Here is a 22,053-nt window from a genome sequence, read left to right as displayed (position 1 = left end):
GACTTTACCTTAACGGCGCTATAACGCGTGACCCCACGCCTGTGACTATCTAAACTCCCTGCAGTCATAGCAATACGCCATAACCGAGAAAACCCATGGACCTACTCCACCGTAACAATGTCAGCGTGATGGGCAACGGGACCTCGACCCTGGTGTTTTCCCACGGGTTCGGCTGCAACCAGGCCATGTGGAACTACCTGGCGCCGCATTTCCTGGAACGCTTTCGCGTGGTGATGTACGACCTGGTGGGCGCAGGGCTGTCGGACTTGGGCGCCTTCGACAAGGCCAAGTACGGCACGCTGGAGGGCTACGCCCGTGACCTCAATGAAATCATCGAGGCCTACGCCGTCGGCCCGGTGATCCTGGTAGGGCATTCGGTCAGCGCAATGATCGGCGCCCTCGCCGACCGCCTGGCCCCCGGCCGCATCAGTGCCCATGTGATGATCGGGCCATCGCCGCGCTATATCGATGAAGACGGCTACATCGGCGGCTTCAAACGCGGCGATATCGAGGACCTGCTCGACACCCTCGACAGCAACTACCTCGGCTGGTCCAGCGCCATGGCCCCGGTGATCATGGGCGCACCAGATCAACCGGCGCTGGGCGAAGCGTTGACCGAGAGTTTCTGCCGCACTGAACCTGAGATCGCCAAGCAATTCGCGCGGGTGACGTTCATGTCGGACAACCGCCAGGACGTGATCGGCCTGGCCACCACGGTGTTGATCCTGCAATCCACCGATGACCTGATCGCCCCCGTCGCCGTAGGCGAATACCTGCACAGCGTGCTGTCCCACAGCCGCTATTGCCTGGTGGAAAACATCGGCCATTGCCCGCACATGAGTGCGCCACAGGCTTGCGCAGCGGCCATGGACGATTTCCTGGCACCCTGGGCGGTTGCGCGTGTCAGCTGACCTGTTCGACAGCGCGGCCTGCGCCCTGGCCGTCACCGCGCAAGATGGCATGATCCTGCAAGCCAACGCGCGCTTCAGCGAGTGGCTGGGGTTCAGCAACACCGAGCTGTGCGGCAAGCGTTTCCAGGATCTACTGACCATGGGCGGACGCATCTTCCACCAGACCCACCTGGCCCCGATGTTGCGCATGCATGGCAGCGTCACCGAAGTGAAGCTCGACATGCTGCACCGCGACGGCCACAAGGTCACCGTACTGCTCAACGGCATCCAGCGTGAACAGGCCGACAGTGTGGTGTACGACCTGGCGTTGTTCGGCACCACCGACCGCGACAAGTACGAACGCGAGCTGCTCAACGCCCGCAACCTGGCCGAAGCGTTGTTGCAGGAAAAGACCGCCACCGAACTGGCCCTGCAGCAGGCTCAGGGCGAACTGCGCGAGGCCTATGCCATTTCCCAACGTCGCGCGCTGTTCGCTGAACAGATGGTAGCGATTGTCAGCCACGACCTGAAAAACCCGCTCACGGCGATTCGCATGGCCTCCGATTTTCTCAGCCGCAGCGAACGCACGCCCAAGGAGCGCCAGTTGCTGGGGCATATCGGCCAGTCATCCGAACGCGCCCAACGCATGATCGCCGACCTGCTGGACTTTACCCAGGCCCGGGTCGGCCAGGGCATCAGCATCAAGGCGGCCTCCCTGGATCTGCACAGCGTGATCCATCGCGCCGTGGATGAACTGCGCGTGGCGTTCCCCAAGGCGACGCTGGAACATCACAGCGTAGGCCAAGGCGACGCGTGCCTGGACGCCGACCGTGTGCAGCAGATCATTGGCAACCTGGTGGCCAACAGCGTGGCCTATGGCGACCTGCAGCGGCCGATCACGGTCACGTCACGGCTGTGCGATGGCGCGTGTGAAGTGTCCGTGCACAACTACGGCGAACCGATTCCCGAAAGCTTGCTGGCCGGGTTGTTCGAGCCCATGACCCGTGGCACCGATCAAGGCAGCGATGTGCGCAGCGTGGGCCTGGGCCTGTACATCGTGCGCGAGTTGGCCAGGGTGCATGGCGGGGATGTGGCGGTGAAGTCCTGTGCGGTGGGCGGTACGACGTTCAGTGTTGAGTTTCCATGGCTCGGGTAACGGACTAAAAACGGACATCCACCACTCGTACAGACCTGTCAACTATGACAGTTGCGCCGACAGCAGTTTCTGTCCTTAACTTGCCGTATGCACTGTCAGCCAGTTGAAATGGCCGACGACAACTGAACATTCAAGGACGAGATAGCAATGAAACAAACACTCAGCATCCTGCTATTTACCAGCGCAAGTATGACGCTGGCTGGTTTTGCATATGGCGGCACTTGGGTAGAGATCCCAACATTGCCCAATGCGGCACAATGCGTGCCTGAGGACATTAACAATTCGGGTTTAACGGTCGGAAACTGCACCGCGAACAGCGGCACCAAAAATAGCTTCCCATGGGTTGCAGACGGCGCGACTCACACCCAACAAGTTACCCTACCCTACTTAGTGACTGGGCAACCGTGTGGGGTATGGGGAATAAGCAATAATGCAATTGCCATCGGCGGTTGCAGGGACGCCCTGAGCGCAAGTTACGCCGTGCGATGGAACACCGCATCACCTTCAAGCGCACCTGAAAAGCTAGACGCACTTCCCGCGACCTTGCTACTACCCCTGCTGAGGCCAAAAGATAAATACACCGCGGGGCGCGCTTATAACGACCAAGGTGACGTAGTTGGGAATAGCTATAACGCCGACAATGATGGAACTGCGGTATTTTACCCGAACGGTGTAAGTACACCCACCCGCGTTTCCAACTGGGACGACAATTGCCGCCCATCAGCTGTTAACCTTCCCACGTCCGGGAACCTGATGATCTCATTGAACTGCCCTAATAATCAGGGCAGCAACACGGCCAAAGTGGCAGAAAAAAACGGGGCCAGTTTTACCATCACCAACCTGACTATCCCAACGGGTGCTAACTTCTGCACGGTCGTACACGTCAACAACCGGTCTCAGTTTATCGGAACCTGCCACTATCCAAATGAAGAAATTAATGTAACAAGCACAGCATTCTGGAGCAGTAAAACAGCTACCCCCATCCTATTGACACTGTCATCAGGCTCTAAAAATGCCGCGATCACGTTAAACAACTCAGGCATAGCGTTAGTTACCCAGGTCCTTGACGATGGAAAAAATCAATATATGATCTGGCTGCCCATGCCGCCGCTCCCCCTTATCAATATAATCGTACTTCCTAATGGCGCAACTTCTGCCCGGATGGTAGGTTTGAGTTCAAACAACCGCGTCGCGCTGGACACCTATGACGCAAGCAAACATATACAAGCATGCACGTGGACTTTAGCGGGCGGCGCGATTTGCTTATCGCCCATTAACGGCGGTCTCAATAGCTCAGTAACAGCGCTATCAGAAAATGGCAGCTATATCGCAGGCCAAATAATTGACAGCAGCGAAAACACTGTCAGCGCAACATCAACTACCCCATAACCCACTGTTCGGCAAAACATTACTTCACAAGCACATGCGTTTCAATTTAGCGCCTCAAAGTGGACGGCCACCTCATGAAAAACAATGGATCACTTCTTATTCTTTTTGTTTTTTTGCTCAGCGCCCATACGCTCACGGCGCCTCAGGCCCACGCAGGCGGATATCACAACGGAACCTATTATGGGGGGGGCGAACTGGGAGATGTCTCCCCGTTTCAAGAAATGTATTGGTTTTTGTTTGGTTTCCACCCGGATAAAACAGAGCCTGTCCAAGGACACTCAGTTGTAGAGGCAAACGCGCCTGATCCCAAGAAGTGCAACGGAGGGTATCGCTGGGAAGAAGACAAGCATGGTGCCTACAGTCGGATTTTCTGTTGAAGAACTAAATAAAATCTTCAATCCACCCTTTGCAAAAAGATGGAGACACGCCGAACTGCCATTCTCCGAACACCCTCACCTTATACCTGGATTCCAAAAGAGAGGGGATCTAGGTTTGTGATCTCAACGGTAAAATACCCTGAGCTACTCAAAGGTGTACGCACTGCCCTGCAGCACCGGCTCCACGCGCCCGGTCAACACCACCCCGCCCTGCCCGTCCCAGTGCACCGTCACTGTGCCGCCATCGCACTGCACCTGCACGGTGGCATCCAGCAATCCTCGCCGGATCCCATTGACCACGGCCCCGCAGCAGCACGAGCCAGACCCCAACGGCACGCCGCCGCCGCGCTCCCAAATGCGCAGGCGGATATGGCCACGATCTAGTACCTGCACGAAATGCACATTGGTCTTGGCCGGGAACAGTGGGTGCGTTTCCAGCGCAGGCCCCACGGCCGCCACGTCGACAGCCGCAATGTCTTCGACAAAAAACGTGCAATGCGGGTTGCCCATGCTGCACGCCGCCGGGTTGCCCTCGATGGGCAAGGTGCGCGTGTCCACGGCCTCGGCCAGCGGTACCGCCGACCAGTCCAGCGACGGTTCGCCCATGTTCACCGAGACGTGTTGCCCCGGCGCACGCACACAGGTCAGCAAGCCCCGGTCGGTTCGCAACACCACCGACGTCGTGCCGGTTTCATGCATCAAACGGTCGGCCACGCCACGGGTGGCGCTGCCGCAGGTGGCCAGCGGCGTGCCGTTGGGGTTCCAGAACTTGACGCGCGCGGCGGCATCGTCACAGTCGAGCACCACGGCCAGTTGGTTGAAGCCGATCCCGGTGTGGCGGTTGCCCAGCTGGCGGGCGACCTGCGCGGTGATGGGATCGTCCAGGCCACGGCGATCAACGATGATGAAATCGTCGCCATGGGCGTGCATTTTCACGAACGGCAGAAGCATCGGGTGTCCTGTAGTCGACCTGTGGGGGCACTGAAGGATACCCTGAACCGGCCCAATTTCATGAGACCTCTCCATGCTCATTGTCTTCAGCGGACTGCCCGGCACCGGCAAGACCACCATCGCCCGCGAACTGGCGCGCCAGACCGGTGCGGTTTACCTGCGTATCGACATGATCGAACAGGCGATCCGCAAGGCCGGCGTGCTGGCCGGCGATGTGGGTGCCAGCGGCTACGGCGTAGCGAATGCGCTGGCGTTGAGCAATCTGCAGGTGGGGCACACCGTGGTGGTGGACTGCGTGAACCCGGTCAGGGAAAGCCGAGAGGCGTGGAAGGCCGTCGCGGCGGCGGCAAAGGTGGTGTTGCTGGATATCCTGGTGACCTGCTCAGACCGGAAGGAACATCAACGGCGGGTAGAAACCCGAACAGGCGACATTCCCGGCCTGATTCCACCCACCTGGCAGTCCGTTCTCGCACACGAATATGAAGCGTGGGAGAGCGTGCCCCTGGAGATCGACACGGCCCTCATGACGCCGGAGCAGGCGGTAACTGTGGTGAGCAGGCTTGCCCGCTCACCCCGGTAATCTCGCCTTCTTGCGCCTCAAAGCACACTCCCCATCGCCTTCATCAACACCAGATCGCGCGCGTAGATATCCGGCGCATACACCAAGCCGCCCTGGCGGTCGACCTCCACCGTCCAGTAGCCCAGCAGCACCGGCACCGGCGTGGCCAGCCTGAATTCATGGGTTACGCCGGTGGCCAGCAGTTCATCGGTGCGGGCGCGTTCGGCCGGGCTCACCAGCAGATCCCGCAGCAACAAAGGTTGTTCAACCCTGACACAGCCCGAGCTGAACGCCCGCGGCCCCTTGGTGAACAGTGGCTGGCTCGGCGTGTCGTGCAGGTACACCGAGTACGGGTTGGGGAAACGCATCACGATCTTGCCCAGCGGGTTGCGCGGGCCGGCTTCCTGGCGCAGCAGGATATTGCCGGGGCGCGCCCAGTCGATCTGTTCCGGCGCCAGCGGGTGGCCTTCAGCGTCGAGCACTTGCAGGTTCTGCTGGCGCAGGTATTCGGGGTTGAGGCGGATCGCCGGGAGTTTATCCTCGCGCATGATGGTGGGCGGGATGGTCCAGGTCGGGTTGAGGGTCAGCCGGGTGATGCGCGATTTCAGCAGCGGCGTCTGGCGTTCGGCGCGGCCGACTTGCAGGCGGGTTTGCCACACGGGAATGCCGCTCTGGTACACGCTCAATTGCGCGGCGGCGACGTTGACCAGCACGCCTTCGGGCTCTAGGTCCTGGGCCAGCCAGCGGAAGCGCTCAAGGTTGATGCGCAGCTGTTCGCGACGCACGGCCGGGCTGATGTTGAGTTCGGCCACGGTACCGGCGCCGATCACGCCATCGGCCTGCAGCGAATGGCTGAGCTGGAATGCCTTGACCGCCTTGACCAGGTCGTCGCGGTATTGCTTGCCGCTGGGCGCCTTGGCCAGGTAGCCGCCACTGATCAGGCGCCGCGCCAGTTCCGGGACGCGCGGGTCTTCCATGCCGGGACGCAGCAGCGGGCCCGTGGCGACCGGGTCCCAATGCGGCAACGGCTGCTGGCGCACGGTGGAATAGGCATTGCGCAGGCTGCGGTACAAATCGGCGCTGGGCCGGGCCTGGTCGAACGCTTGGGCCATGTCTTGCAGGCCCGTGGAGGCAAAGGCCAGCACGTCAATGCTGGGGTCGCGGGTCGGCGGCTGGGAATGCCACAGCGGTTCGAAGCGCGATTGCTGCAGGCGCCCGTAGTGCAAATCCTGCAGGGCTTGCAGGTAGTGCTGGCTGGTATCGATATCGCTGCACAGCACGTTGGCCGTGGCATCCGCCGCAGGCAGGCTATAGTGGGTGGGGTCCAGGCCGTCATCGGCCAGCAGCAGCAACTGGGATTGCAGGGCTTGGCGACGCTCGTCGGCGGACCACAACGGCACATTACCCTGCTGTTGGTAGAAAGCTTGCAGGCGCAGTTGCGCGACGGCGTCGATCTGCGGCGCCAGTCCGGGGCAGACACTGGGCAGTTGCGCCAGGGCCTGTTGGACCGGCGCCAGATCGACCGGCGCCGGCGTTGTGACCGGCAACGGCTCGACCGGCAGCGCGTCGGCTGTCGCGACCAATGGTGCAACGAGCAGGCAAATGCTCAAGTAACATGCGTGTTTTTTGAACAATTGACTTTGCTCCAATCCACAGTGGGGGGATGTACTGTAGATGCTGACTTTTATGTGCCGGCTCGGGATGACCACCCTGGGCTTGATCACCGTGAGCCTGGCCGCTGTGAGCACGACTGCGCTCGCCGCCAATGGCACTCCTCCTTCCTTGTATAGCAGCCTGGCGCGCTCGGCTCCAGAACTCAATCCCACTGTACTCAAAAGCGCCCTGAACGCGGTGCAGTGCGCAGTCAATAATGGCGAGGAACGTTCCGAGCGCCTAGCCGTTATTGACTACTCCCAGCCTTCGACCGCCCGTCGGCTGTGGATCTTCGATTTGCGCAAGAAGACCCTGGTGCTGCGCGACCTGGTGGCCCATGGCGCCAAGTCCGGGGAAAACTTCGCCACCCAGTTCTCCAACCTCGAAGGCAGCCACCAGTCCAGCCTGGGCCTGTTCCGCACCCAGGAAAGTTACCTGGGCACCCACGGCTACTCGCTGCGCATGGATGGCCTGGAGCCGGGTTTCAATGACCAGGCCCGCGACCGCGCCATCGTGATTCATGCGGCCGATTACGTGAGCCCCCTGTGGAGCAAGCGCGAAGGCCGCATCGGCCGCAGCCAGGGCTGCCCGGCCGTGCGCCCGCAGGTGGCGCGCCAGGTGGTGGATAAGCTCAAGGATGGGCAGTTCATGTTTTCCTGGTATCCCGACCAACGCTGGCTGAAGTCCTCGACGTACCTCAATTGCAAACCCCAGCAGGTGGCGAGTAGTCGTACAATCCGTGGCGGATAGCCTGTCCCCATCGATAAAAAAGAGAGCCACGCATGCTTCTACACCACTCCACCTGGATCGAGATCGGCCAGTTCCTTGAACGCAGCCGCACGGTGGTGATTCCCATCGGTTCCAATGAACAGCACGGCCCCACCGGCCTGCTGGGCACCGACTGGATGTGCCCGGAAATCATCGCCCATCAAGCGCAGAAGAACGCCGACCTCCTGATCGGCCCGACCTTCAATATCGGCATGGCCCAGCATCATTTGGGTTTTCCCGGCACCATTTCCCTGCGCCCTTCCACCTTCATCGCTGCGATTGGCGATTGGGTGCGTTCGCTGGCGGGGCATGGTTTCGAGAAGATTCTGTTTCTGAACGGCCATGGCGGCAATATCGCCACCATCGAAGCAGCGTTCTCGGAGCTGTACGCCGAGGCCAGCTTCGCCCACCGCCCTGCCGGATTCGCGCTGAAACTGGTGAACTGGTGGGACCTGGAAGGCGTGAGCGACCTGGCCCAACGCCAATTCCCGGTGGGCCATGGCAGCCATGCCACGCCATCGGAGATCGCGGTGACACAGTGGGCGTACCCAGACTCGATCAAGACTGCCGACTACTCACCACAAATCGCCAACACCGGGCCGATCCGTGAAGCGCTGGACTTCCGCGCACGCTTCCCCGACGGACGCATGGGCTCGGACCCGGCGCTGGCGACGGTAGAGAAAGGTGGAGAGTTGGTGGCGTTGGCCGCGCAAGGGTTGGTCAAGACAGTCAACGCCTTCAGCAACGAAGCCAAACCATGAGCCCGATCTGAATCAAAAATGTGGGACGGGCGCTTGCCTGCGAAGGCCATAGGTCTCTACACAATGCTGTAGCAACAAACCTAACCACGATGCGAAGCGAGCCGCTCTTGATCTTGATCTCGCTTTTGATCTTAGGCGCCCCGTCAAACACGCTGGCCGGAATTCGACAGGGATTTGGGGGGTAAACCGGCAGGGATGCCGGTTTAGCCGCCCCGCGCCATGGATGGCGCGTGGCGGCGGCCCCCCAAATACCTGTCGGATTACGGGCACACCGAGCCTAGGCGAGGTGCCGAGTGTTGGGGCAAGAGCGTTTTGCTTACTTTTGCGCTGTTCAAAAGTGAGCCGCCGTAAGGGCGGAACCCATACCAGCCGTTACCCAAGTAACGGATATGTACTCGGTCTGATCCAACATCCAGGTCGGCTGTCAGGCCGCCATCGCTGGCAAGCCAGCTCCTACAGTTGGATCGTGGAGTGACCGTTAGATTGTGGTCGGATGTCAGGCCGCCATCGCTGGCAAGCCAGCTCCTACAGTTGGATCGAGGCCTACAGTCAGATAGCTATGGACCGTCAGGCCGCCAGCGAAAGCAAGCCCCCACCCACTTCAGCTATGCACGCCCTGGAATTATTTGCACTCTTGCGCCGCCAACTCCAGCCGCGATGGCGTGATCGTCGACGCCAGCGGCTTGCGCTCATACAGAAACACCTTGCCGCCATCCTGGGACTTGTAAGCCTCCAGCACATCATCGGCAGCAATCTTACTGGTCAACACCACCTTGGCATGACGCGAGTTCTGCGTGACGGTCGAGGTGATCCCATGCTTTTCCAGCTTGGGCAATACACACTGCACATAGGCCTCAGGCCCCTTGCTGGTTTGCAAGGTCAGGGTTGGGGCGTTGGGGGCAGTGACACAACCCGCCAGCAACAGGGAAGCTAGGGCCAAGGCCGGAACGAAAAGAGCGCGCATGAAAAATTCCTGACTACAAAAATAAAGGTTCATATCAACCGGCACGGACCAAAGACTTGAGCGACGCATCAAACTGCTTCAAAGCATCGAGCTGCACATCACGCTGCTGCTCGATCTGCGCGGCAATCTCCGGCGCGGCCTTGTCATGCACCCACACCGACGGCACCTGCTTGTGCACCGAGCCTTCGGCCTTGGCGATGTATTGCAGGTTCGCGTCATAGAACCGCGCAACAAAGCGTGCCTCGACCACATCATTACGCGGGGTCAGCAGTTGGTTATGGGTATCGAGCATCACCACCACATCCGGGTGAGCCTGCACCAACGCATCCAGGTTGTCGTAGACAGTCACCGACAAAAAGGTGCCTTGCAACGAGCTCATCAACCAGTCGATGGCCAGCTCTGGGTCGGAACTGTTGACGAACGCCTCGCGGATACGCCCGTCGAGGGCATCCTTGGCGCCATTCAAGGCCATGTCGTGGTAGCGTTCAAGGTAGCCGAGGTTGTCGCGGGTGTTGTCGCTCAGCAATACACCCACCGACTGTGCGTGTTGCAGGGATTCTACGCTAGCGCCGATAGGTAGCAAATGGCCCGTACGCAGATCGTCTGCGAGTGCCGCGTTGTTGATAGCCGCGGTGCCCAGCATCAAAGCCATCAACGCCAGCTGAATAAACGTCCTCATCGCGCATTTCCTTGAACAGCGTCTCGATGGGGGTGATTTTCCGCTTTTCCAGCAAAAACAGAACTTGCGATCCGTGATGGTGACTATTATCTGAACCGATAGTGCACCCATAAAACCTATAAGGACCACGCTATGAAGCCTCACCAGAAAACCTTCGACCGCATCCGCGAAGCCGTCCTGCCGGAGTTTCGTGAGCGCGTCGCCGATTACCTGGTCGACTATGAAGACGTGCTGCAGGACGCAGCGGCGAGTGCCGACCAGGTCAGCGCCAGCGCCCATCAACTGCGCGGTTACCTGCGTGGCTTGAACACCACGCGGGTGTTGGGCATGGCGGATTGGGAGGACCTGGACCGCCGCGTCTTGCAAATCACCGAACGCTCTACTGCGCAGGACGTTGTTGATTGACCCACGCCTGTGCGGACGGTCGCTGCCACTGGCGGCGCGTGTATTCCACCAACTCGGCAGGCACGCTGTCGCCATTGAGAATGAGGCGATTGAGCATCACGGCCAGGTCCACGTCAGCGATGGACCACTCACCGAACAAGTACGGCGGATTACCCGCCAACAGCGCCTGGGCCGCACGGATCAACTTCGCCGCCGCTGCTTCAGCCACAGGCGACAGTGGCGGCATCTTCTGCCCGTAGAACACCACCATCGTCGAGCGCTCCTGACGGATCGCCAGCAAATCGCTGCGCAGCCATGCCTGCACCTGCCGCGCCCTCGCCCGCTGTTTTGGATCGGCCGGGTACAGCGGCGTCTCGGGGTAGGCCTGTTCCAGGTACTCGGTGATTGCCGAGGACTCGGACAGCGCAAAATCGCCTTCTACCAAGGTGGGCACGCGCTGGGTCAGGGACAGTTGGGCAAAGTCGGCCGCGTGCTGTTGCGCGGCATCAAGGTCCAGGGTGATCGTGTCGAACGCCAGGCCTTTTTCGCGCAAGGCGACAAACACCGACATGGCGTAGGGGCTGGTGTACAGATGATCCACATACAGGCGCATAACGATTCTCCTTGAGGGGAACACCACGCTACGAGATGTGCCACAAGAAAGACAATGCGCTGTTTTTATGGGGGCATTCCTTGGCGGAATACTGGGTTTGCCGATCAGAAGTCCACCGTTGCCGACAGCTTGACCGTGCGCGGCTCGCCCTGGGTCAGGTAGTTGTTGGCGGTCGACGCCGACGCCCAATACGCCTTGCTCGCCACGTTCCAAGGAATCGCGGCAACGCGCAAATTAATGTTATAGGATAACGCCCCACTTCCGCCCTGCCCTGTGATGCTTGCCCATGACCGACGCTTTACCTCTGCGCCAACGCCTGCTTTCCATTGACGCCCTGCGCGGCCTGGTGATCCTGTTCATGCTGCTGGACCACGTGCGCGAAACCTTCCTGCTGCACCGCCAGGTCAGCGACCCGATGACCATCGACAGCACCGAGCCTGCGCTGTTTGTCAGCCGCACCCTCGCGCACCTGTGTGCGCCGGTGTTCGTGCTGCTCACAGGCTTATCCGCCTGGTTGTATGGCCAGAAGTACTCGGGCCGCCGCGATGTGTCGGCGTTCCTGTTCAAGCGCGGGCTGTTCCTGGTGGTGCTGGAATTTACCCTGGTCAACTTCGCCTGGACCTTCCAACTGCCGCCCAGCGTGATCTACATGCAGGTGATCTGGGCGATTGGCGTGAGCATGCTCGCCCTGGCCGTGCTGGTGTGGTTGCCGCGCCCAGTGCTGATTGCCCTGGCACTGGTGATCATTGGCGGGCACAACTTGCTCGATGGCTTGCACTTCGATGCGGGATCGGCCCTGCATGTGCCGTGGACGATCCTGCATGAACGCAGTTGGATCGAGGTCGGCGATTCGCTGCGGCTGCGTACCACCTACCCGGTGCTGCCGTGGATCGGCGTGATTGCCCTGGGTTACGGGTTGGGCCCCTGGTTTGCCCAGGGCATGCCATCGGCGTTGCGCCAGCGCTTTCTATTGCTGGCCGGTGTGGGGGCGTTGGTGGGGTTCGTGGTGTTGCGCACGGCCAATGGGTATGGGGAGAAGCCGTGGCATGCCTATGAGAACGGCGTGCAGACCCTGATGAGTTTTCTCAACATCACCAAGTACCCGCCTTCGCTGCTGTTTCTGGCATTGACCCTGGGGGTTGGCTTGCTGCTGTTGCTGGCGTTTGAACGTGCGGGGCAAAAACGCTGGATCGTTATCCTGGCCACGTTCGGGGCGGCGCCCATGTTCTTTTATCTGCTGCACCTGTATGTGCTGAAAGTCCTCTACGTCGCCTGTGTGGCGCTGTTTGGGCTAAATCGCGGCAACTACTTCGGTTTCGACAGCATCGGCGCTATTTGGCTGGTGGCATTGCTGCTGCCCTTGGCGCTGTATCCGCCGGTACGCTGGTTTGCAGCGCTCAAGGCTCGGCGCCGTGACTTGGCGTGGCTCAAATACCTGTAGCGGCCCCGTTTGCTTTTCTGTGAGAGCTGGCTTGCCAGCGATAGAAGGCAGCCATTGTCGACAGGCGTCCATAATGAGCCATACTCATTATATTCCAGACAACCATAAAAACTGCTCACGTTGGTACCCCTGGATAAGCGACGCCATCACTGGCCGCACCCCATCCATTGCGCCTACCATGGGCCCAAACGACCACTCCATTGAGCCCTCATGATCAAAGCCAGCCTGCGCAGTCACCTGACCCTCTGGTTTGCCGGTTTATCGTTGCTTACGTTATTGAGCGTGGGCTTTTACGTGGGGCACATCGCCACTGAACAGGTGAAGCAGGCCAGCGGCAATACGCTGCTGAGTACGGCGCGCTCTGCCGCTGCCCTGCTGGCCGTGCAATTGCGCGAGCGGCAGCTGGAAGTGTCACTGCTGAGCAAGGCGCCGTTGTTTCGCGAGGGCAACCTGGACGCGCCGGATATCCTCACCCTGATGGAACTGCGCACCCAGTCGCGCGCCGAGTATGCGTGGATGGGCGTGGCCGATGCCGAGGGCAAGGTGCGCCAGGCGGTCAACGGCTTGCTGGTTGGTCAGTCGGTGCAGCAACGGCCATGGTTCCAGGCGGGCATGCGCGGCGAGTACACCGGCGATCCCCACGAAGCCGTGCTGCTGGCCAAGCTGCTGCCGGGCGCCGCCAACGGCGAGCCACTGCGCTTTATCGATTTCGCCGCACCGATTCGCAATGCCCAGGGCGAGACCATCGGCGTGCTGGGCGCCCATGCGCATTGGCGCTGGGTCACGCAAATCGTCGATTCTGCCGTGATGCAGAAAGATGCCGTGCCGAACCTTGAAGCGCTGATTGTCGACTTCGACGGCAAAGTGCTCTATCCGGAAGTACTGGCGGGTGAGCAGATGCCGCCGGCCAACCTGGGCAAGCCGTCGGGCTGGTCCACCGGCGATGGCTACGTCACTGCCTCGGTGGCGGTGCCCAGCCCGTCGAATGCAAAAGTGAGCTGGTACATCATTGTGCGCCAGCCCCTGGACGTTGCGCTGCAACCGGCGCGTGTGCTGCTGTACAAGTTGTTGCTGCTGGGGCTGATCGCCGCCGTGGTGTTTGGGCTGGTCGCCTACTACCTGGCGTCTACCCTCAGCCGCCCGATCGAACGCCTGGCCCGGTCCGCCAAGCAGGTGCAGGACCAACTACCCGGCGCGGTCTTCCCTCAGGATCACCCGGTGCTGGAGATTGCCCAGTTGGGCCGCTCGCTCACCGGCATGACCCAGTCCCTGCTGTCCAAGGAGCGCCAGTTGCAAGAAGCCAACGCTTCCCTGGAAGCCACCGTCGCGCAACGCACCGCTGACCTCACCCAAGCCAACGCCGACCTGCTCAAGCTCGCCACCCACGATGCATTGACCGGCGTCTACAACCGCCGTCGCTTCGATGAAAAACTCGCCGAAAACAGCCTGCTGTTCCAACGCACAGGCCGTACCTTCGCGCTGCTGTTAATCGATGCCGACTACTTCAAACGCGTCAACGACACCTACGGCCACGCCATCGGCGACGACGTGCTGTGCCAACTGGCCGCGCTGATCGAAAACACCACCCGCGCCACCGACTTTGTGGCGCGTTACGGCGGTGAGGAATTCGCGGTGCTACTGCCCGAAGTCGAAGCACCCGACAGCCCTGAAGTGGTGGCGGAAAAAATCCGTAAGGCCGTTGAGACGGCGGTGTTTCCAACCGTGGGCCATGTGACCGTGAGCATCGGCGTGGGCGTCGCCGAACCGTCAGACCGCGACACCTCGGCGCTGCTCAAGCGCGCGGATATGCAGTTGTACGAGGCCAAGGCCGCGGGCAGGAACCGCGTGGTGTGAGACGTGTTGTAGTGAGCGAGCTTGCTCGCGCTGGAGTGCGCAGCGCTCCCGTTTTTTTGGGGCTGCTGCGCAGCCAGCGCGAGCAAGCTCGCTCACTACAGGTATAGTGTCTGCCGTCACGTTCAGGACACGATCACACATGGATGTCGTTACCCAAGGCAGTTGCCTCTGCGGCGCAGTCTCCTATCAAGTCTCGACTTCGCTCAAGGCTGCCACTCATTGCCACTGCAAAAAATGCCAGAAAAGCCATGGTGCGGCGTTTGCCACTTACGCGAGTGTGCCCCGGTCAGCCGTTACTATCCGGCAGGTACCGGGCACACTGAAAAGCTATGAATCATCACCGGGCATTACTCGCCAGTTCTGTTCAAAATGCAGTTCATCGTTGTTCTGGCACGATGCAAAGGGACTTTATCCGGATTGGATTTCAATTGCGCTGGGCACACTCGATACCCTGTTCGCGCCTCAGAACCTGAAGCACAGTTGCATTGAGTCCAAGGCCACCTGGCTGTAGGAGCGAGCTTGCGCGCGAAAACCGTCAACGATAACGCGTTCATTCAGACTTAACGCGTCGCCCTCAGGTTCTTCGCGAGCAAGCTCGCTCCTACAGTCAAGACCCGCGTTTACGGGCTTACATCAACGGAATCGAATAACTCACAAACACCCGATTCTGATCCTGGTCCCGCGCCACTTCGCTGCGCGACACTCCGTTGCGCCAGCCAAACCCGACGTTCTTGAACGTGCCGCTCTGCACCACGTAATCCAGGGAGATATCGCGCTCCCATTCACTCGCATCGTTGCCGCGGGTGGTGAGGATGTGGTCGCCCTTCAAGTACATCACCGAGGCCTTCATGCCCGGTACGCCGAGCGAGGCGAAGTCATAGGCGTATTGGGCAAAGGCCGTGCGTTCGCCGGCCTGGATGAAGGTCTGCACGGTACGGTCGGTGTAGAGGTACAGGCTGGAACCGCCCTCCCCTTTATTGACCAGGCCGCCCTGGTTGAGCTGGGCGAAATTGCTGTCGTCCGAGACTTGCTGGTAACCGGCGGTGATCGCGTGCGGGCCCAGGGAGTAGATGAACGCCGCGCTCCAGGTGTTGTTGTCGATTTCACCGTTGCCGTTCTTGGTATAGCCGCCAAGCTTGTAGCCTTCGGCGCGGCCGGCGGCACTGCTGTTCTTGCCGTCGGAGTTGGTCTTGAAGTAGCGCAGGTCGGTTTTCAATGAGCCAAAGTCACCCAGCGGTAATACATGGATCAGGCCGGCAAAGTGTTGTTGGTAATAGTCTTCGAGGTTGGCGTAGTAGTACTGGACCATCAGGTCCTTGGTCACTTGGTAATCGGCGCCGGCGTAATTGAATGTGTTGCTTTCCTGGGTGCCGCCCGCTGCCGCCAGGCCGCTGCGGTCGCTGGAGCCACGGCCGGTGGCGTGTTGCAGTTGGCCGCCGATCAGTGTCAGGTTGTCGATGTCCTTGCTGGTGATTTGCCCGCCTTCGAACGACTGCGGCAACAGGCGCCCATCGTTGCTCACCAGGATCGGCAGGTTCGGCCGCAGGTAGCCGTAGCGCAACTCGCTCTTGGCGAAACGCGCCTTGGCTGTCGCGCCGCCACGGGCCCAGTTGTCGGCGGCCTTGCCGTCGTCGGTGGGGATCATCGAGCTGCCCACATGGCGCCCGGCGCCGCTGTCGAGGGTCAGGCCGAGCATGCCCACCGCATCCAGGCCGAACCCGACAGTGCCATCGGTAAAGCCCGACTGATAGTTGAGGATAAACGCCTGGCCCCACTCTTCGGTTTTCGACGGCGCGGCGGCGCCGTCGCGGTTGTCGTTGTTGAAGTAGAAGTTGCGCAGGCTCAAGTTGGCTTTGCTGTCACCCAGGAAATCAGCCGAGGCCAAGGGGCTCAGGGCAATGCCCAGGCTGCCGGTCAATACGCTTAATACATTCAAAGTGGCTTTCATCAGGACGAGCTCCGGCGCGGAATCCAAGTTCCGGGCGCAAATAATGGGCAGCAGGAAGCACACGGCCAAACTCGGTTGGCCGGTGCGTGAACTAACGTTTAGCGGCTTAGTTGAACGAGTGAACCTCCGTACAACCTCAGTCAATCAATCCATGAGCGTCATAAAACGGATACGGCCCCGGGTAGTCCCCGAACACGCCGTTGTGGCTGATCAAACCTTGTTGCGCCTCCCAGCGATGCAACAAATAGCCCGCCGGCTCCAGGTTGAAATGCGCGGGCGCCGCTTCTTGCAAATCCAACACGATCTGGTGAGAGGTGCCGGGGCACACACAACTGAGGCTGCCGCCAAAACGCCGTTGCATCGGCCGGTGCAGGTGCCCGCACAGCAGGCGCTCCACTTGCGGATGGCGAGCCACGACATGCTCCAGCGCAGCGGCATTGATGAAAGGTTCGCGGTCCATATGGCCGATGCCACTGATGAAGGGCGGGTGATGCAGGATCAACAGCGTCGGCGCGTCGGGACGCAGTGCCAGTTGTGCATCCAGCCACTGCAACTGGCTATCGAGCAACTGGCCGCCGTGGCCGCCAGGGATAGTGGAATCCAGGCCGATCAGCCGCAGCGGGTGCTCCTCCACCACCCAATCCAATGGGCCGTCTGCCGAGGCCGGCAAGTAGCAGTGGTCACGGAATGCCTCCAGCAGCGGCCCACGCGTGTCGTGGTTGCCTGGCACCAGGTAGCACGGCATGTGCAGGCGCGCGAGTTCGGGGTGCAACACGGCGTATTCATCGGCGCGGCCAAAGTCCACCAGGTCACCGCTGATCACCACGATATCGGGCCGTGGGTAGCTGGCGTTGAGGTGGTCGACGGCGCGGCGCAGCGCGCCGAGGGTATCGACCACGCCATAGGTGAGGCGCTGGCCGGCTTTAAGGTGCAGGTCGCTGATCTGCGCGACAAGGAACGGACGATTCACAATAGATTCTCAGGCATTCAGGGTGAACAACATGTGCGGCGCAATCGCCAGGGCAATCGGCGCGCCGACGGCGTACAGCTGGTTATCACTGCTGTCGACCAGCAACGGCTGCGGGCCGCCCACATCCACCAGCAGACGGCTTTGCGCGCCCTGGAAGAACTGCGCCAACAGATGACCGTGCAAGTGCCCTTCACCCTCCATTACCCGCAGGTGTTCGGGGCGGCAGTAGACGGTGCTGGGCAGGTCAGCGGTGTGCCACGGCAGTTCACCGCCACAGACTTTCAAGCCATGGGCCGACGACGCGATCACGGCGAAGGCATTGAGGTTGCCGACAAACCCCGCGACGAAGGCGTTGGCCGGTTTCTGGTAGATGTCGCGCGGGCTGGCCAACTGGGCGACACGGCCGTGCTCCATCACCAGGATGCGGTCGCCCAGGGCCATCGCTTCGCCCTGGTCGTGGGTGACGAAGACCGAGGTAATGCCAAGGCCGCGCAGCAGTTCATTCAACTCGCTGCGCAGGCGTTCGCGCAGTTGCGCATCGAGCGCCGCCAGCGGCTCATCCAGCAGTAACACCTTGGGGCGCGGCGCCAAGGCACGGGCCAGGGCCACGCGCTGGCGCTGGCCGCCGGAGAGCTCGTGGATGCTGCGCTTGCCGTGGTTCTGCAAGCCCACCAGCTCCAGCAACTCGTCGCAGCGCTGGTTGCGGTCAGGCACCGACAGGCCGCGAATCTTCAAGCCGTAGACGATATTCCCGGCCACATCCAGGTTGGGAAACAGCGCGTAGTTCTGGAACACCATGCCCACATCGCGGCGCTCGATTGGCAGGCGGGTCACGTCCTGGTCACCAAACAGCACCTGGCCCACGTCCGGGCGTTCGAGGCCGGCGATCAGGCGCAAGGTCGTGGTTTTGCCACAGCCGGATGGGCCAAGGATCGCCAGGGTTTCACCGCCTTCGACGGTCAGGTTCAAGTCATGCACGGCCACGGTGCCATCGGCGAACGCCTTGCGACAGCCTTGCAGGCGGATAGTGATAGCGGTCATCGACGCTCTCCACGGGACAAACGGGCACTGATGGCCTGCAACGCAATCAGCAGCGGCACGATCATCAGCAAAAAGATAAGGGTGTAGGCGCTGGCAATTTCCAGGCGCGCCGAGGCGTAGCTGTCCGCCAGGCCTACGGGCAAGGTCTTGGTCATCGGCGTGTGGAGCATCCAGGTCAGGTTGAATTCACCCAGGGACAAGGTGACCACCATCAACACACCCGCCAGGATCCCCGCGCGGCAGTTGGGCACCACCACGGAAAAAAACCGCTTGAAAGGCCCCGCGCCCAGGCTCGCCGCCGCCTCCTCCAGCACCGGCAATTGCTGGCGCTGCATCACCGCCATCACCGGGCGCACCAGGAACGGCAAGGTAAACAGCACGTGGCCGACCAGAATGAACACCCAACTGCTGCGAAAGCTGCCGAACTGGCCATAGGTGAGCAGCAACGCCAGCGCACTGGCCAAACCCGGCATGGCCACCGGCAGCACCATCAGTTCTTCAAAGGCGCGGCTGAAGCGGTTGTTCAGGCGCACCAATGCGTAGGCCGCCGGTACGCCAATCACGCAGACGCACACCGCGCAGGCCAGGGCCAATTGCAGGGACAGCCACACGGTGGGCGAATAGGCTTGCCATACCTGGACCAACCAGTCGAAGGTCAGGCCACTGGACAGGCCGACAAAGAAGTTGCGGGTCAGCCCGGCCAGCAGCGACATCAGCACCGGCACCAGCATGAAGGCGCACACCAGCAGGGTGAACAGCAGTTGCAGCACAAACAGCGATGAGCGTTTCACAGCACAGTCCCCGCGTTTTTCACCAGGCGCCGCGTGAGCAGCAACACGGCCCAGGTCACCGCGCCGAGCACCACCGACAGCGCGGCAGCCACGGCAAAGTTGGCGTAGTTGGTAAACACGTTGTAGATCGCCACCGGGGTGACATTCAGCCGCGTGCCTAACGTAAAGGCGGTACCAAAGGCGCCCATGGACGTGGCGAAACAGATCGCCCCGCACGACGCCAGTGCCGGCGCCAGGCCCGGCACAATCACATCGCACACCACGCGCCAATGCCCGGCACCCAGGGAATGCGCGGCTTCCTCCAGGCTGCGGTCGAGGCTTTCGCACGCTGCCATCACCGTGAGGATCACCCGTGGAATCGAGAAGTACAGGTAGCCCACGAACAACCCCGCCAGCGAGTAGGCAAAGATCCAGCGCTCACCCGCCAGTTGCAGGCCCAGGGTGGCAAACAAGCCCTGGCGCCCGGCCAGCAGGATCACCAGGAAGCCCACCACCACGCCAGGAAAGGCCAGGGGAAATGTCAGCAACGCCACCAGCGCCGAGCGCCCGAAGAACTGCTGGCGGGCGAGGAACACGCCGCTGATGCCGCCGATCACCAGCGCCACCAGCGTCACCACCACCGCCAGCACCAGGGTCTGCCCAAGGCTGCCCAAATACTGCGCGCTACTGAGCACCTGCCAATAGCCGCTGCCGTTGCTGTCGCGGCTCTGCGCACCGAGCAGCACCAAGTGCGCCAGCGGCAACAGCCAGAACGCGAGCAGTACCGCAAAGGCCGGGGCCAGTGCCCAGGCTGCCTGTCTTGCCGATGCAGCCACTTACTTGACCTCGTTCAAGTAGCGGGCGGCGAAGGCCTCCTGCACAGCGGCCATTTTTTCGTAGTCCACCACACCGGCACGGGCGTAGTCGCTGTCGGGCAGGAACTGTGCGGCCACGTCCGCCGGCATTTTCATTGGGCGCACAGGGCGCAGGTAGGCCTTGGCCCAGAGCGCCTGGCCTTCGTCCGACAGCACGAAGTCGAGGACTTTTTCCGCATTGGCGCGGTGTGGCGCGTTGGCGACCAGGCTCATCACGTAAGGCACGCTGATACTGCCTTCCTTGGGGATCACGAAGGCGACGTTGGCCTTGTCTTTGTAGCGCGCGCGGTAGGCGTTGAAGTCGTAGTCCACCAGGATCGGCAACTCACCGGACAGCACCCGTGCATACGCGGTTTGCTTGGGCACGATGGGCGCGTTTTTCGCCAGTTTCTGGAAGTAGTCGATGGCGGGGGCGAAGTTGTCGAGGTCGCCGCCCAGGGCGCGGTTGATCGCCACAGCCGAGACGTAGCCGACGAAGGCGCTGGAGGGATCGAGGTAACCGACCATGCCTTTGTACTCAGGCTTGAGCAGGTCGGCCCAGCTTTGCGGCACCGGCAAACCACCGAGCGCGTCGACGTTGACCATGATGCCCAAGGTGCCGGAGTGGATCGCGAACCAATGGCCGGCCGGGTCCTTGAGGCCAGCAGGGATCTGGTCCCAGGCCTTGGGCTTGTAGGTGCCGACCACCTCGGCTTTTTGCGCCTGCAGGCCGAAGGTCACGCCGTAGTACACGACGTCGGCGACCGGTGCGGCTTTTTCTGCCACCAACTGCGCCAGGGACTGGCCGGAGTTCTTGTTGTCCAGCGGCACCTGCACGCCGGTGCTGGCGGCGATGGCCTTGAGCTGGGTGCCCCAGTCGGCCCAGTCCGGCGGGCAGTTGTAGCAAATTGCGGTGTCGGCGGCCTGGGCCAGGCTGGCCGCTCCGCACAGCAGCACGGCGGCGAGGGTTTTACTGAGTGCGCGCATCTAGGGTCTCCTCATGGGGTTGGGTACTGTCGCCGGGGCGAATATGGCAAGGCAGGCAGTGGGAAATCGGGGCGTTGCCGGCGATCTGCGCCAGCAGTTGGTCAATCACGGTGCTGGCGAGCAGCGCGATGGGCTGCACCACGCTGCACAGGGTCGGGTGAATCTGGGTGCCGAGGCTGATGCCGTCGAAGCCCATCACCGAGAGTTGTTCAGGCACATTCCAGGCGTTGCGGCGCAGTTCGGCGATCAGGCTGATTGCCAGGAAGTCGTTGGAACACACCAGCGCGGTGGGCGCACCGGGGCCTTGAAGAAAGGGTTCTATGGCGGCGAACTCGGCCTGGGTATGGGCCGGCATTTCAATCACCGGGCGGGGGTCGAGGGCGTATTCGCGCATGGCATCGCAATAACCGGCGTAGCGCAGGCGGGCACGGTCGGATTGCAGTGCAGGGCCGGCGACCATGCTGATGCGTCGATGGCCGGCTTCCAGCAGATAACGCGTGGCCAGGGCCATGCCGGCGCGATTGTCGACCGACACGGCGCTGTAGTTGGGGTTGCTCGGTTGGTGGTAGGCCAGCACGAACGGGGTCTGTTCGGTGTTGAGGCTGCTGAGCACGCTGTTGCTTTCGGCATCGGTGACCGTCAGCACCAGGCCATCGACGCGCTGGCGCAGCAGTTCTTCCACCACGCTGCTTTCGCGTTCGCTGTCGTAGTCGGTGGTCGCCAGCAACAGGCTATAGCCACGCGCCCGAGCCGCGCGCTCCATGGCCTGGAATTGTTCAGCGAATACCGGGTTGAGCAAGTTGGGCACCACCACGCCGATCAACTGGGTGGTTTGCAGGCGCAATTGGCGGCCCAGCAAGTTGGGGCGAAAGCCCAGCTCCCGCGCGGCGGCGAACACCTGCTCGCGGGTGGCCGGGCGCACCTGGTCGGGGGAGGCAAAGGTGCGGGCGGCGGTGGCGCGGGAGACCCCGGCCAGCCTTGCTACGTCTTTCAGGTCAGTCATTGTCACTCGCTTGAGATCGATCTCATTGGCGAGGACAGTAG

General features: G+C 61.5%; 24 protein-coding genes. 11 read left to right on the top strand and 13 right to left on the bottom strand.

From position 1 onward, the window contains the following. Positions 1-95 precede the first annotated feature (95 nt). The 4 genes from AC0IYN_RS23425 (at position 96) to AC0IYN_RS23410 (ending at position 3,812) form a co-directional block, all read left to right on the top strand. Positions 96-911 carry an alpha/beta fold hydrolase gene (locus tag AC0IYN_RS23425; protein WP_471843468.1) on the top strand — a complete coding sequence of 272 codons (816 nt, stop codon included), beginning with the start codon at positions 96-98 and terminating at the stop codon, positions 909-911. Continuing rightward, positions 901-2,046, top strand: coding sequence for a PAS domain-containing sensor histidine kinase (locus tag AC0IYN_RS23420; protein WP_471843466.1), 1,146 nt, complete (start codon positions 901-903; stop codon positions 2,044-2,046). Before AC0IYN_RS23425 ends, AC0IYN_RS23420 begins: the two co-directional genes overlap by 11 nt. A 147-nt stretch (positions 2,047-2,193) precedes the next feature. After that, a complete protein-coding gene (locus AC0IYN_RS23415) occupies positions 2,194-3,435 on the top strand; it encodes a hypothetical protein (protein WP_406598501.1) in 1,242 nt (413 codons plus the stop codon). Between the two features lie 74 nt (positions 3,436-3,509). Then, a complete protein-coding gene (locus tag AC0IYN_RS23410; protein WP_406598500.1) occupies positions 3,510-3,812 on the top strand; it encodes a hypothetical protein in 303 nt (100 codons plus the stop codon). A 144-nt stretch (positions 3,813-3,956) separates the two neighbouring features. Here AC0IYN_RS23410 and dapF read toward each other — a convergent pair whose 3' ends face one another. Continuing rightward, entirely contained in the window at positions 3,957-4,763 is an 807-nt protein-coding gene (gene dapF / locus AC0IYN_RS23405) for a diaminopimelate epimerase (RefSeq protein ID WP_471843463.1), read from the bottom strand. Positions 4,764-4,836: 73 nt separating this feature from the next. Between dapF and AC0IYN_RS23400 the strand changes: the two genes are divergently transcribed. Further along, positions 4,837-5,343, top strand: a complete 507-nt coding sequence (locus AC0IYN_RS23400) for a P-loop nucleotide/nucleoside kinase family protein (RefSeq protein ID WP_471843461.1) — start codon at positions 4,837-4,839, stop codon at positions 5,341-5,343. 17 nt (positions 5,344-5,360) lie between these two features. Here AC0IYN_RS23400 and AC0IYN_RS23395 read toward each other — a convergent pair whose 3' ends face one another. After that, positions 5,361-6,956: a L,D-transpeptidase family protein gene (locus AC0IYN_RS23395; RefSeq protein WP_471843459.1), complete on the bottom strand. Its 1,596-nt coding sequence runs from the start codon at positions 6,954-6,956 to the stop codon at positions 5,361-5,363. 40 nt (positions 6,957-6,996) lie between these two features. On the opposite strand from AC0IYN_RS23395, the gene AC0IYN_RS23390 reads away from it, so the two are divergent. Next, entirely contained in the window at positions 6,997-7,725 is a 729-nt protein-coding gene (locus AC0IYN_RS23390) for a murein L,D-transpeptidase catalytic domain family protein (protein WP_457248772.1), read from the top strand. A 32-nt stretch (positions 7,726-7,757) separates the two neighbouring features. Then, complete coding sequence (locus AC0IYN_RS23385; protein WP_471843456.1) at positions 7,758-8,504, top strand: creatininase family protein; 747 nt, start codon at positions 7,758-7,760, stop codon at positions 8,502-8,504. A gap of 622 nt (positions 8,505-9,126) precedes the next feature. Here AC0IYN_RS23385 and AC0IYN_RS23380 read toward each other — a convergent pair. Continuing rightward, positions 9,127-9,468 carry a hypothetical protein gene (locus AC0IYN_RS23380; RefSeq protein ID WP_078048868.1) on the bottom strand — a complete coding sequence of 114 codons (342 nt, stop codon included), beginning with the start codon at positions 9,466-9,468 and terminating at the stop codon, positions 9,127-9,129. A gap of 34 nt (positions 9,469-9,502) precedes the next feature. After that, a complete protein-coding gene (locus AC0IYN_RS23375) occupies positions 9,503-10,147 on the bottom strand; it encodes an ATPase (protein ID WP_471843454.1) in 645 nt (214 codons plus the stop codon). A 132-nt stretch (positions 10,148-10,279) separates the two neighbouring features. Here AC0IYN_RS23375 and AC0IYN_RS23370 point away from each other — a divergent pair, with 132 nt between their 5' ends. Beyond that, positions 10,280-10,552 (top strand): hypothetical protein, encoded by a 273-nt coding sequence (locus AC0IYN_RS23370; protein ID WP_406599883.1) that lies wholly within the window; start codon positions 10,280-10,282, stop codon positions 10,550-10,552. Here the strand turns inward: AC0IYN_RS23370 and yfcF are convergent. Both yfcF and AC0IYN_RS23360 read right to left on the bottom strand, forming a co-directional pair. After that, on the bottom strand, positions 10,527-11,144 hold the full coding sequence (gene yfcF, locus AC0IYN_RS23365; RefSeq protein WP_471843452.1) for a glutathione transferase: 618 nt from the start codon (positions 11,142-11,144) through the stop codon (positions 10,527-10,529). The genes AC0IYN_RS23370 and yfcF overlap by 26 nt on opposite strands. A 104-nt stretch (positions 11,145-11,248) precedes the next feature. Then, a complete protein-coding gene (locus AC0IYN_RS23360) occupies positions 11,249-11,377 on the bottom strand; it encodes a hypothetical protein (protein WP_406599897.1) in 129 nt (42 codons plus the stop codon). Between the two features lie 53 nt (positions 11,378-11,430). Here AC0IYN_RS23360 and AC0IYN_RS23355 point away from each other — a divergent pair, with 53 nt between their 5' ends. The 3 genes from AC0IYN_RS23355 to AC0IYN_RS23345 all read left to right on the top strand — a co-directional run bounded on the left by AC0IYN_RS23355 (position 11,431) and on the right by AC0IYN_RS23345 (position 14,950). Next, the gene (locus AC0IYN_RS23355) at positions 11,431-12,585 is read left to right on the top strand and encodes an acetyltransferase domain-containing protein (RefSeq protein ID WP_457238895.1); all 1,155 of its coding nucleotides are present in this window, start codon (positions 11,431-11,433) and stop codon (positions 12,583-12,585) included. Positions 12,586-12,795: 210 nt separating this feature from the next. Next, positions 12,796-14,439, top strand: a complete 1,644-nt coding sequence (locus AC0IYN_RS23350) for a sensor domain-containing diguanylate cyclase (protein ID WP_471843449.1) — start codon at positions 12,796-12,798, stop codon at positions 14,437-14,439. Between the two features lie 139 nt (positions 14,440-14,578). Beyond that, positions 14,579-14,950 (top strand): GFA family protein, encoded by a 372-nt coding sequence (locus AC0IYN_RS23345; RefSeq protein WP_457249137.1) that lies wholly within the window; start codon positions 14,579-14,581, stop codon positions 14,948-14,950. Between the two features lie 117 nt (positions 14,951-15,067). Here AC0IYN_RS23345 and AC0IYN_RS23340 read toward each other — a convergent pair whose 3' ends face one another. The 7 genes from AC0IYN_RS23340 to AC0IYN_RS23310 all read right to left on the bottom strand — a co-directional run bounded on the left by AC0IYN_RS23340 (position 15,068) and on the right by AC0IYN_RS23310 (position 22,012). After that, entirely contained in the window at positions 15,068-16,387 is a 1,320-nt protein-coding gene (locus AC0IYN_RS23340; protein WP_471843446.1) for an OprD family porin, read from the bottom strand. 136 nt (positions 16,388-16,523) lie between these two features. Further along, the gene (locus AC0IYN_RS23335) at positions 16,524-17,357 is read right to left on the bottom strand and encodes a phosphodiesterase (RefSeq protein WP_471843444.1); all 834 of its coding nucleotides are present in this window, start codon (positions 17,355-17,357) and stop codon (positions 16,524-16,526) included. Between the two features lie 9 nt (positions 17,358-17,366). Next, the gene (locus AC0IYN_RS23330) at positions 17,367-18,398 is read right to left on the bottom strand and encodes an ABC transporter ATP-binding protein (protein ID WP_457238892.1); all 1,032 of its coding nucleotides are present in this window, start codon (positions 18,396-18,398) and stop codon (positions 17,367-17,369) included. Then, entirely contained in the window at positions 18,395-19,189 is a 795-nt protein-coding gene (locus tag AC0IYN_RS23325; protein ID WP_406599891.1) for an ABC transporter permease, read from the bottom strand. Before AC0IYN_RS23325 ends, AC0IYN_RS23330 begins: the two co-directional genes overlap by 4 nt. Next, the gene (locus AC0IYN_RS23320; protein ID WP_471843441.1) at positions 19,186-20,004 is read right to left on the bottom strand and encodes an ABC transporter permease; all 819 of its coding nucleotides are present in this window, start codon (positions 20,002-20,004) and stop codon (positions 19,186-19,188) included. The genes AC0IYN_RS23325 and AC0IYN_RS23320 overlap by 4 nt, the downstream gene beginning before the upstream one ends. After that, complete coding sequence (locus AC0IYN_RS23315) at positions 20,005-21,009, bottom strand: ABC transporter substrate-binding protein (protein ID WP_100490444.1); 1,005 nt, start codon at positions 21,007-21,009, stop codon at positions 20,005-20,007. After that, positions 20,993-22,012 carry a LacI family DNA-binding transcriptional regulator gene (locus AC0IYN_RS23310; protein WP_368946298.1) on the bottom strand — a complete coding sequence of 340 codons (1,020 nt, stop codon included), beginning with the start codon at positions 22,010-22,012 and terminating at the stop codon, positions 20,993-20,995. The genes AC0IYN_RS23315 and AC0IYN_RS23310 overlap by 17 nt, the downstream gene beginning before the upstream one ends. Positions 22,013-22,053 lie beyond the last annotated feature (41 nt).

Source organism: Pseudomonas sp. AC112, from assembly GCF_979253545.1.
Note: the sequence above shows the minus strand (reverse complement) of the source record. Positions and strands in the feature narration are given on the sequence as shown.

Excerpts from the sequence above, each read along its gene's own strand:
- AC0IYN_RS23425 (WP_471843468.1), top strand. The coding sequence starts at position 96 with ATGGACCTACTCCACCGTAACAATGTCAGCGTGATGGGCAACGGGACC.
- AC0IYN_RS23415 (WP_406598501.1), top strand. The coding sequence starts at position 2,194 with ATGAAACAAACACTCAGCATCCTGCTATTTACCAGCGCAAGTATGACG.
- AC0IYN_RS23410 (WP_406598500.1), top strand. The coding sequence starts at position 3,510 with ATGAAAAACAATGGATCACTTCTTATTCTTTTTGTTTTTTTGCTCAGC.
- dapF (WP_471843463.1), bottom strand. The coding sequence starts at position 4,763 with ATGCTTCTGCCGTTCGTGAAAATGCACGCCCATGGCGACGATTTCATC.
- AC0IYN_RS23400 (WP_471843461.1), top strand. The coding sequence starts at position 4,837 with ATGCTCATTGTCTTCAGCGGACTGCCCGGCACCGGCAAGACCACCATC.
- AC0IYN_RS23390 (WP_457248772.1), top strand. The coding sequence starts at position 6,997 with ATGCTGACTTTTATGTGCCGGCTCGGGATGACCACCCTGGGCTTGATC.
- AC0IYN_RS23385 (WP_471843456.1), top strand. The coding sequence starts at position 7,758 with ATGCTTCTACACCACTCCACCTGGATCGAGATCGGCCAGTTCCTTGAA.
- AC0IYN_RS23380 (WP_078048868.1), bottom strand. The coding sequence starts at position 9,468 with ATGCGCGCTCTTTTCGTTCCGGCCTTGGCCCTAGCTTCCCTGTTGCTG.
- AC0IYN_RS23375 (WP_471843454.1), bottom strand. The coding sequence starts at position 10,147 with ATGAGGACGTTTATTCAGCTGGCGTTGATGGCTTTGATGCTGGGCACC.
- AC0IYN_RS23370 (WP_406599883.1), top strand. The coding sequence starts at position 10,280 with ATGAAGCCTCACCAGAAAACCTTCGACCGCATCCGCGAAGCCGTCCTG.
- yfcF (WP_471843452.1), bottom strand. The coding sequence starts at position 11,144 with ATGCGCCTGTATGTGGATCATCTGTACACCAGCCCCTACGCCATGTCG.
- AC0IYN_RS23355 (WP_457238895.1), top strand. The coding sequence starts at position 11,431 with ATGACCGACGCTTTACCTCTGCGCCAACGCCTGCTTTCCATTGACGCC.
- AC0IYN_RS23350 (WP_471843449.1), top strand. The coding sequence starts at position 12,796 with ATGATCAAAGCCAGCCTGCGCAGTCACCTGACCCTCTGGTTTGCCGGT.
- AC0IYN_RS23345 (WP_457249137.1), top strand. The coding sequence starts at position 14,579 with ATGGATGTCGTTACCCAAGGCAGTTGCCTCTGCGGCGCAGTCTCCTAT.
- AC0IYN_RS23340 (WP_471843446.1), bottom strand. The coding sequence starts at position 16,387 with ATGAAAGCCACTTTGAATGTATTAAGCGTATTGACCGGCAGCCTGGGC.
- AC0IYN_RS23330 (WP_457238892.1), bottom strand. The coding sequence starts at position 18,398 with ATGACCGCTATCACTATCCGCCTGCAAGGCTGTCGCAAGGCGTTCGCC.
- AC0IYN_RS23315 (WP_100490444.1), bottom strand. The coding sequence starts at position 21,009 with ATGCGCGCACTCAGTAAAACCCTCGCCGCCGTGCTGCTGTGCGGAGCG.
- AC0IYN_RS23310 (WP_368946298.1), bottom strand. The coding sequence starts at position 22,012 with ATGACTGACCTGAAAGACGTAGCAAGGCTGGCCGGGGTCTCCCGCGCC.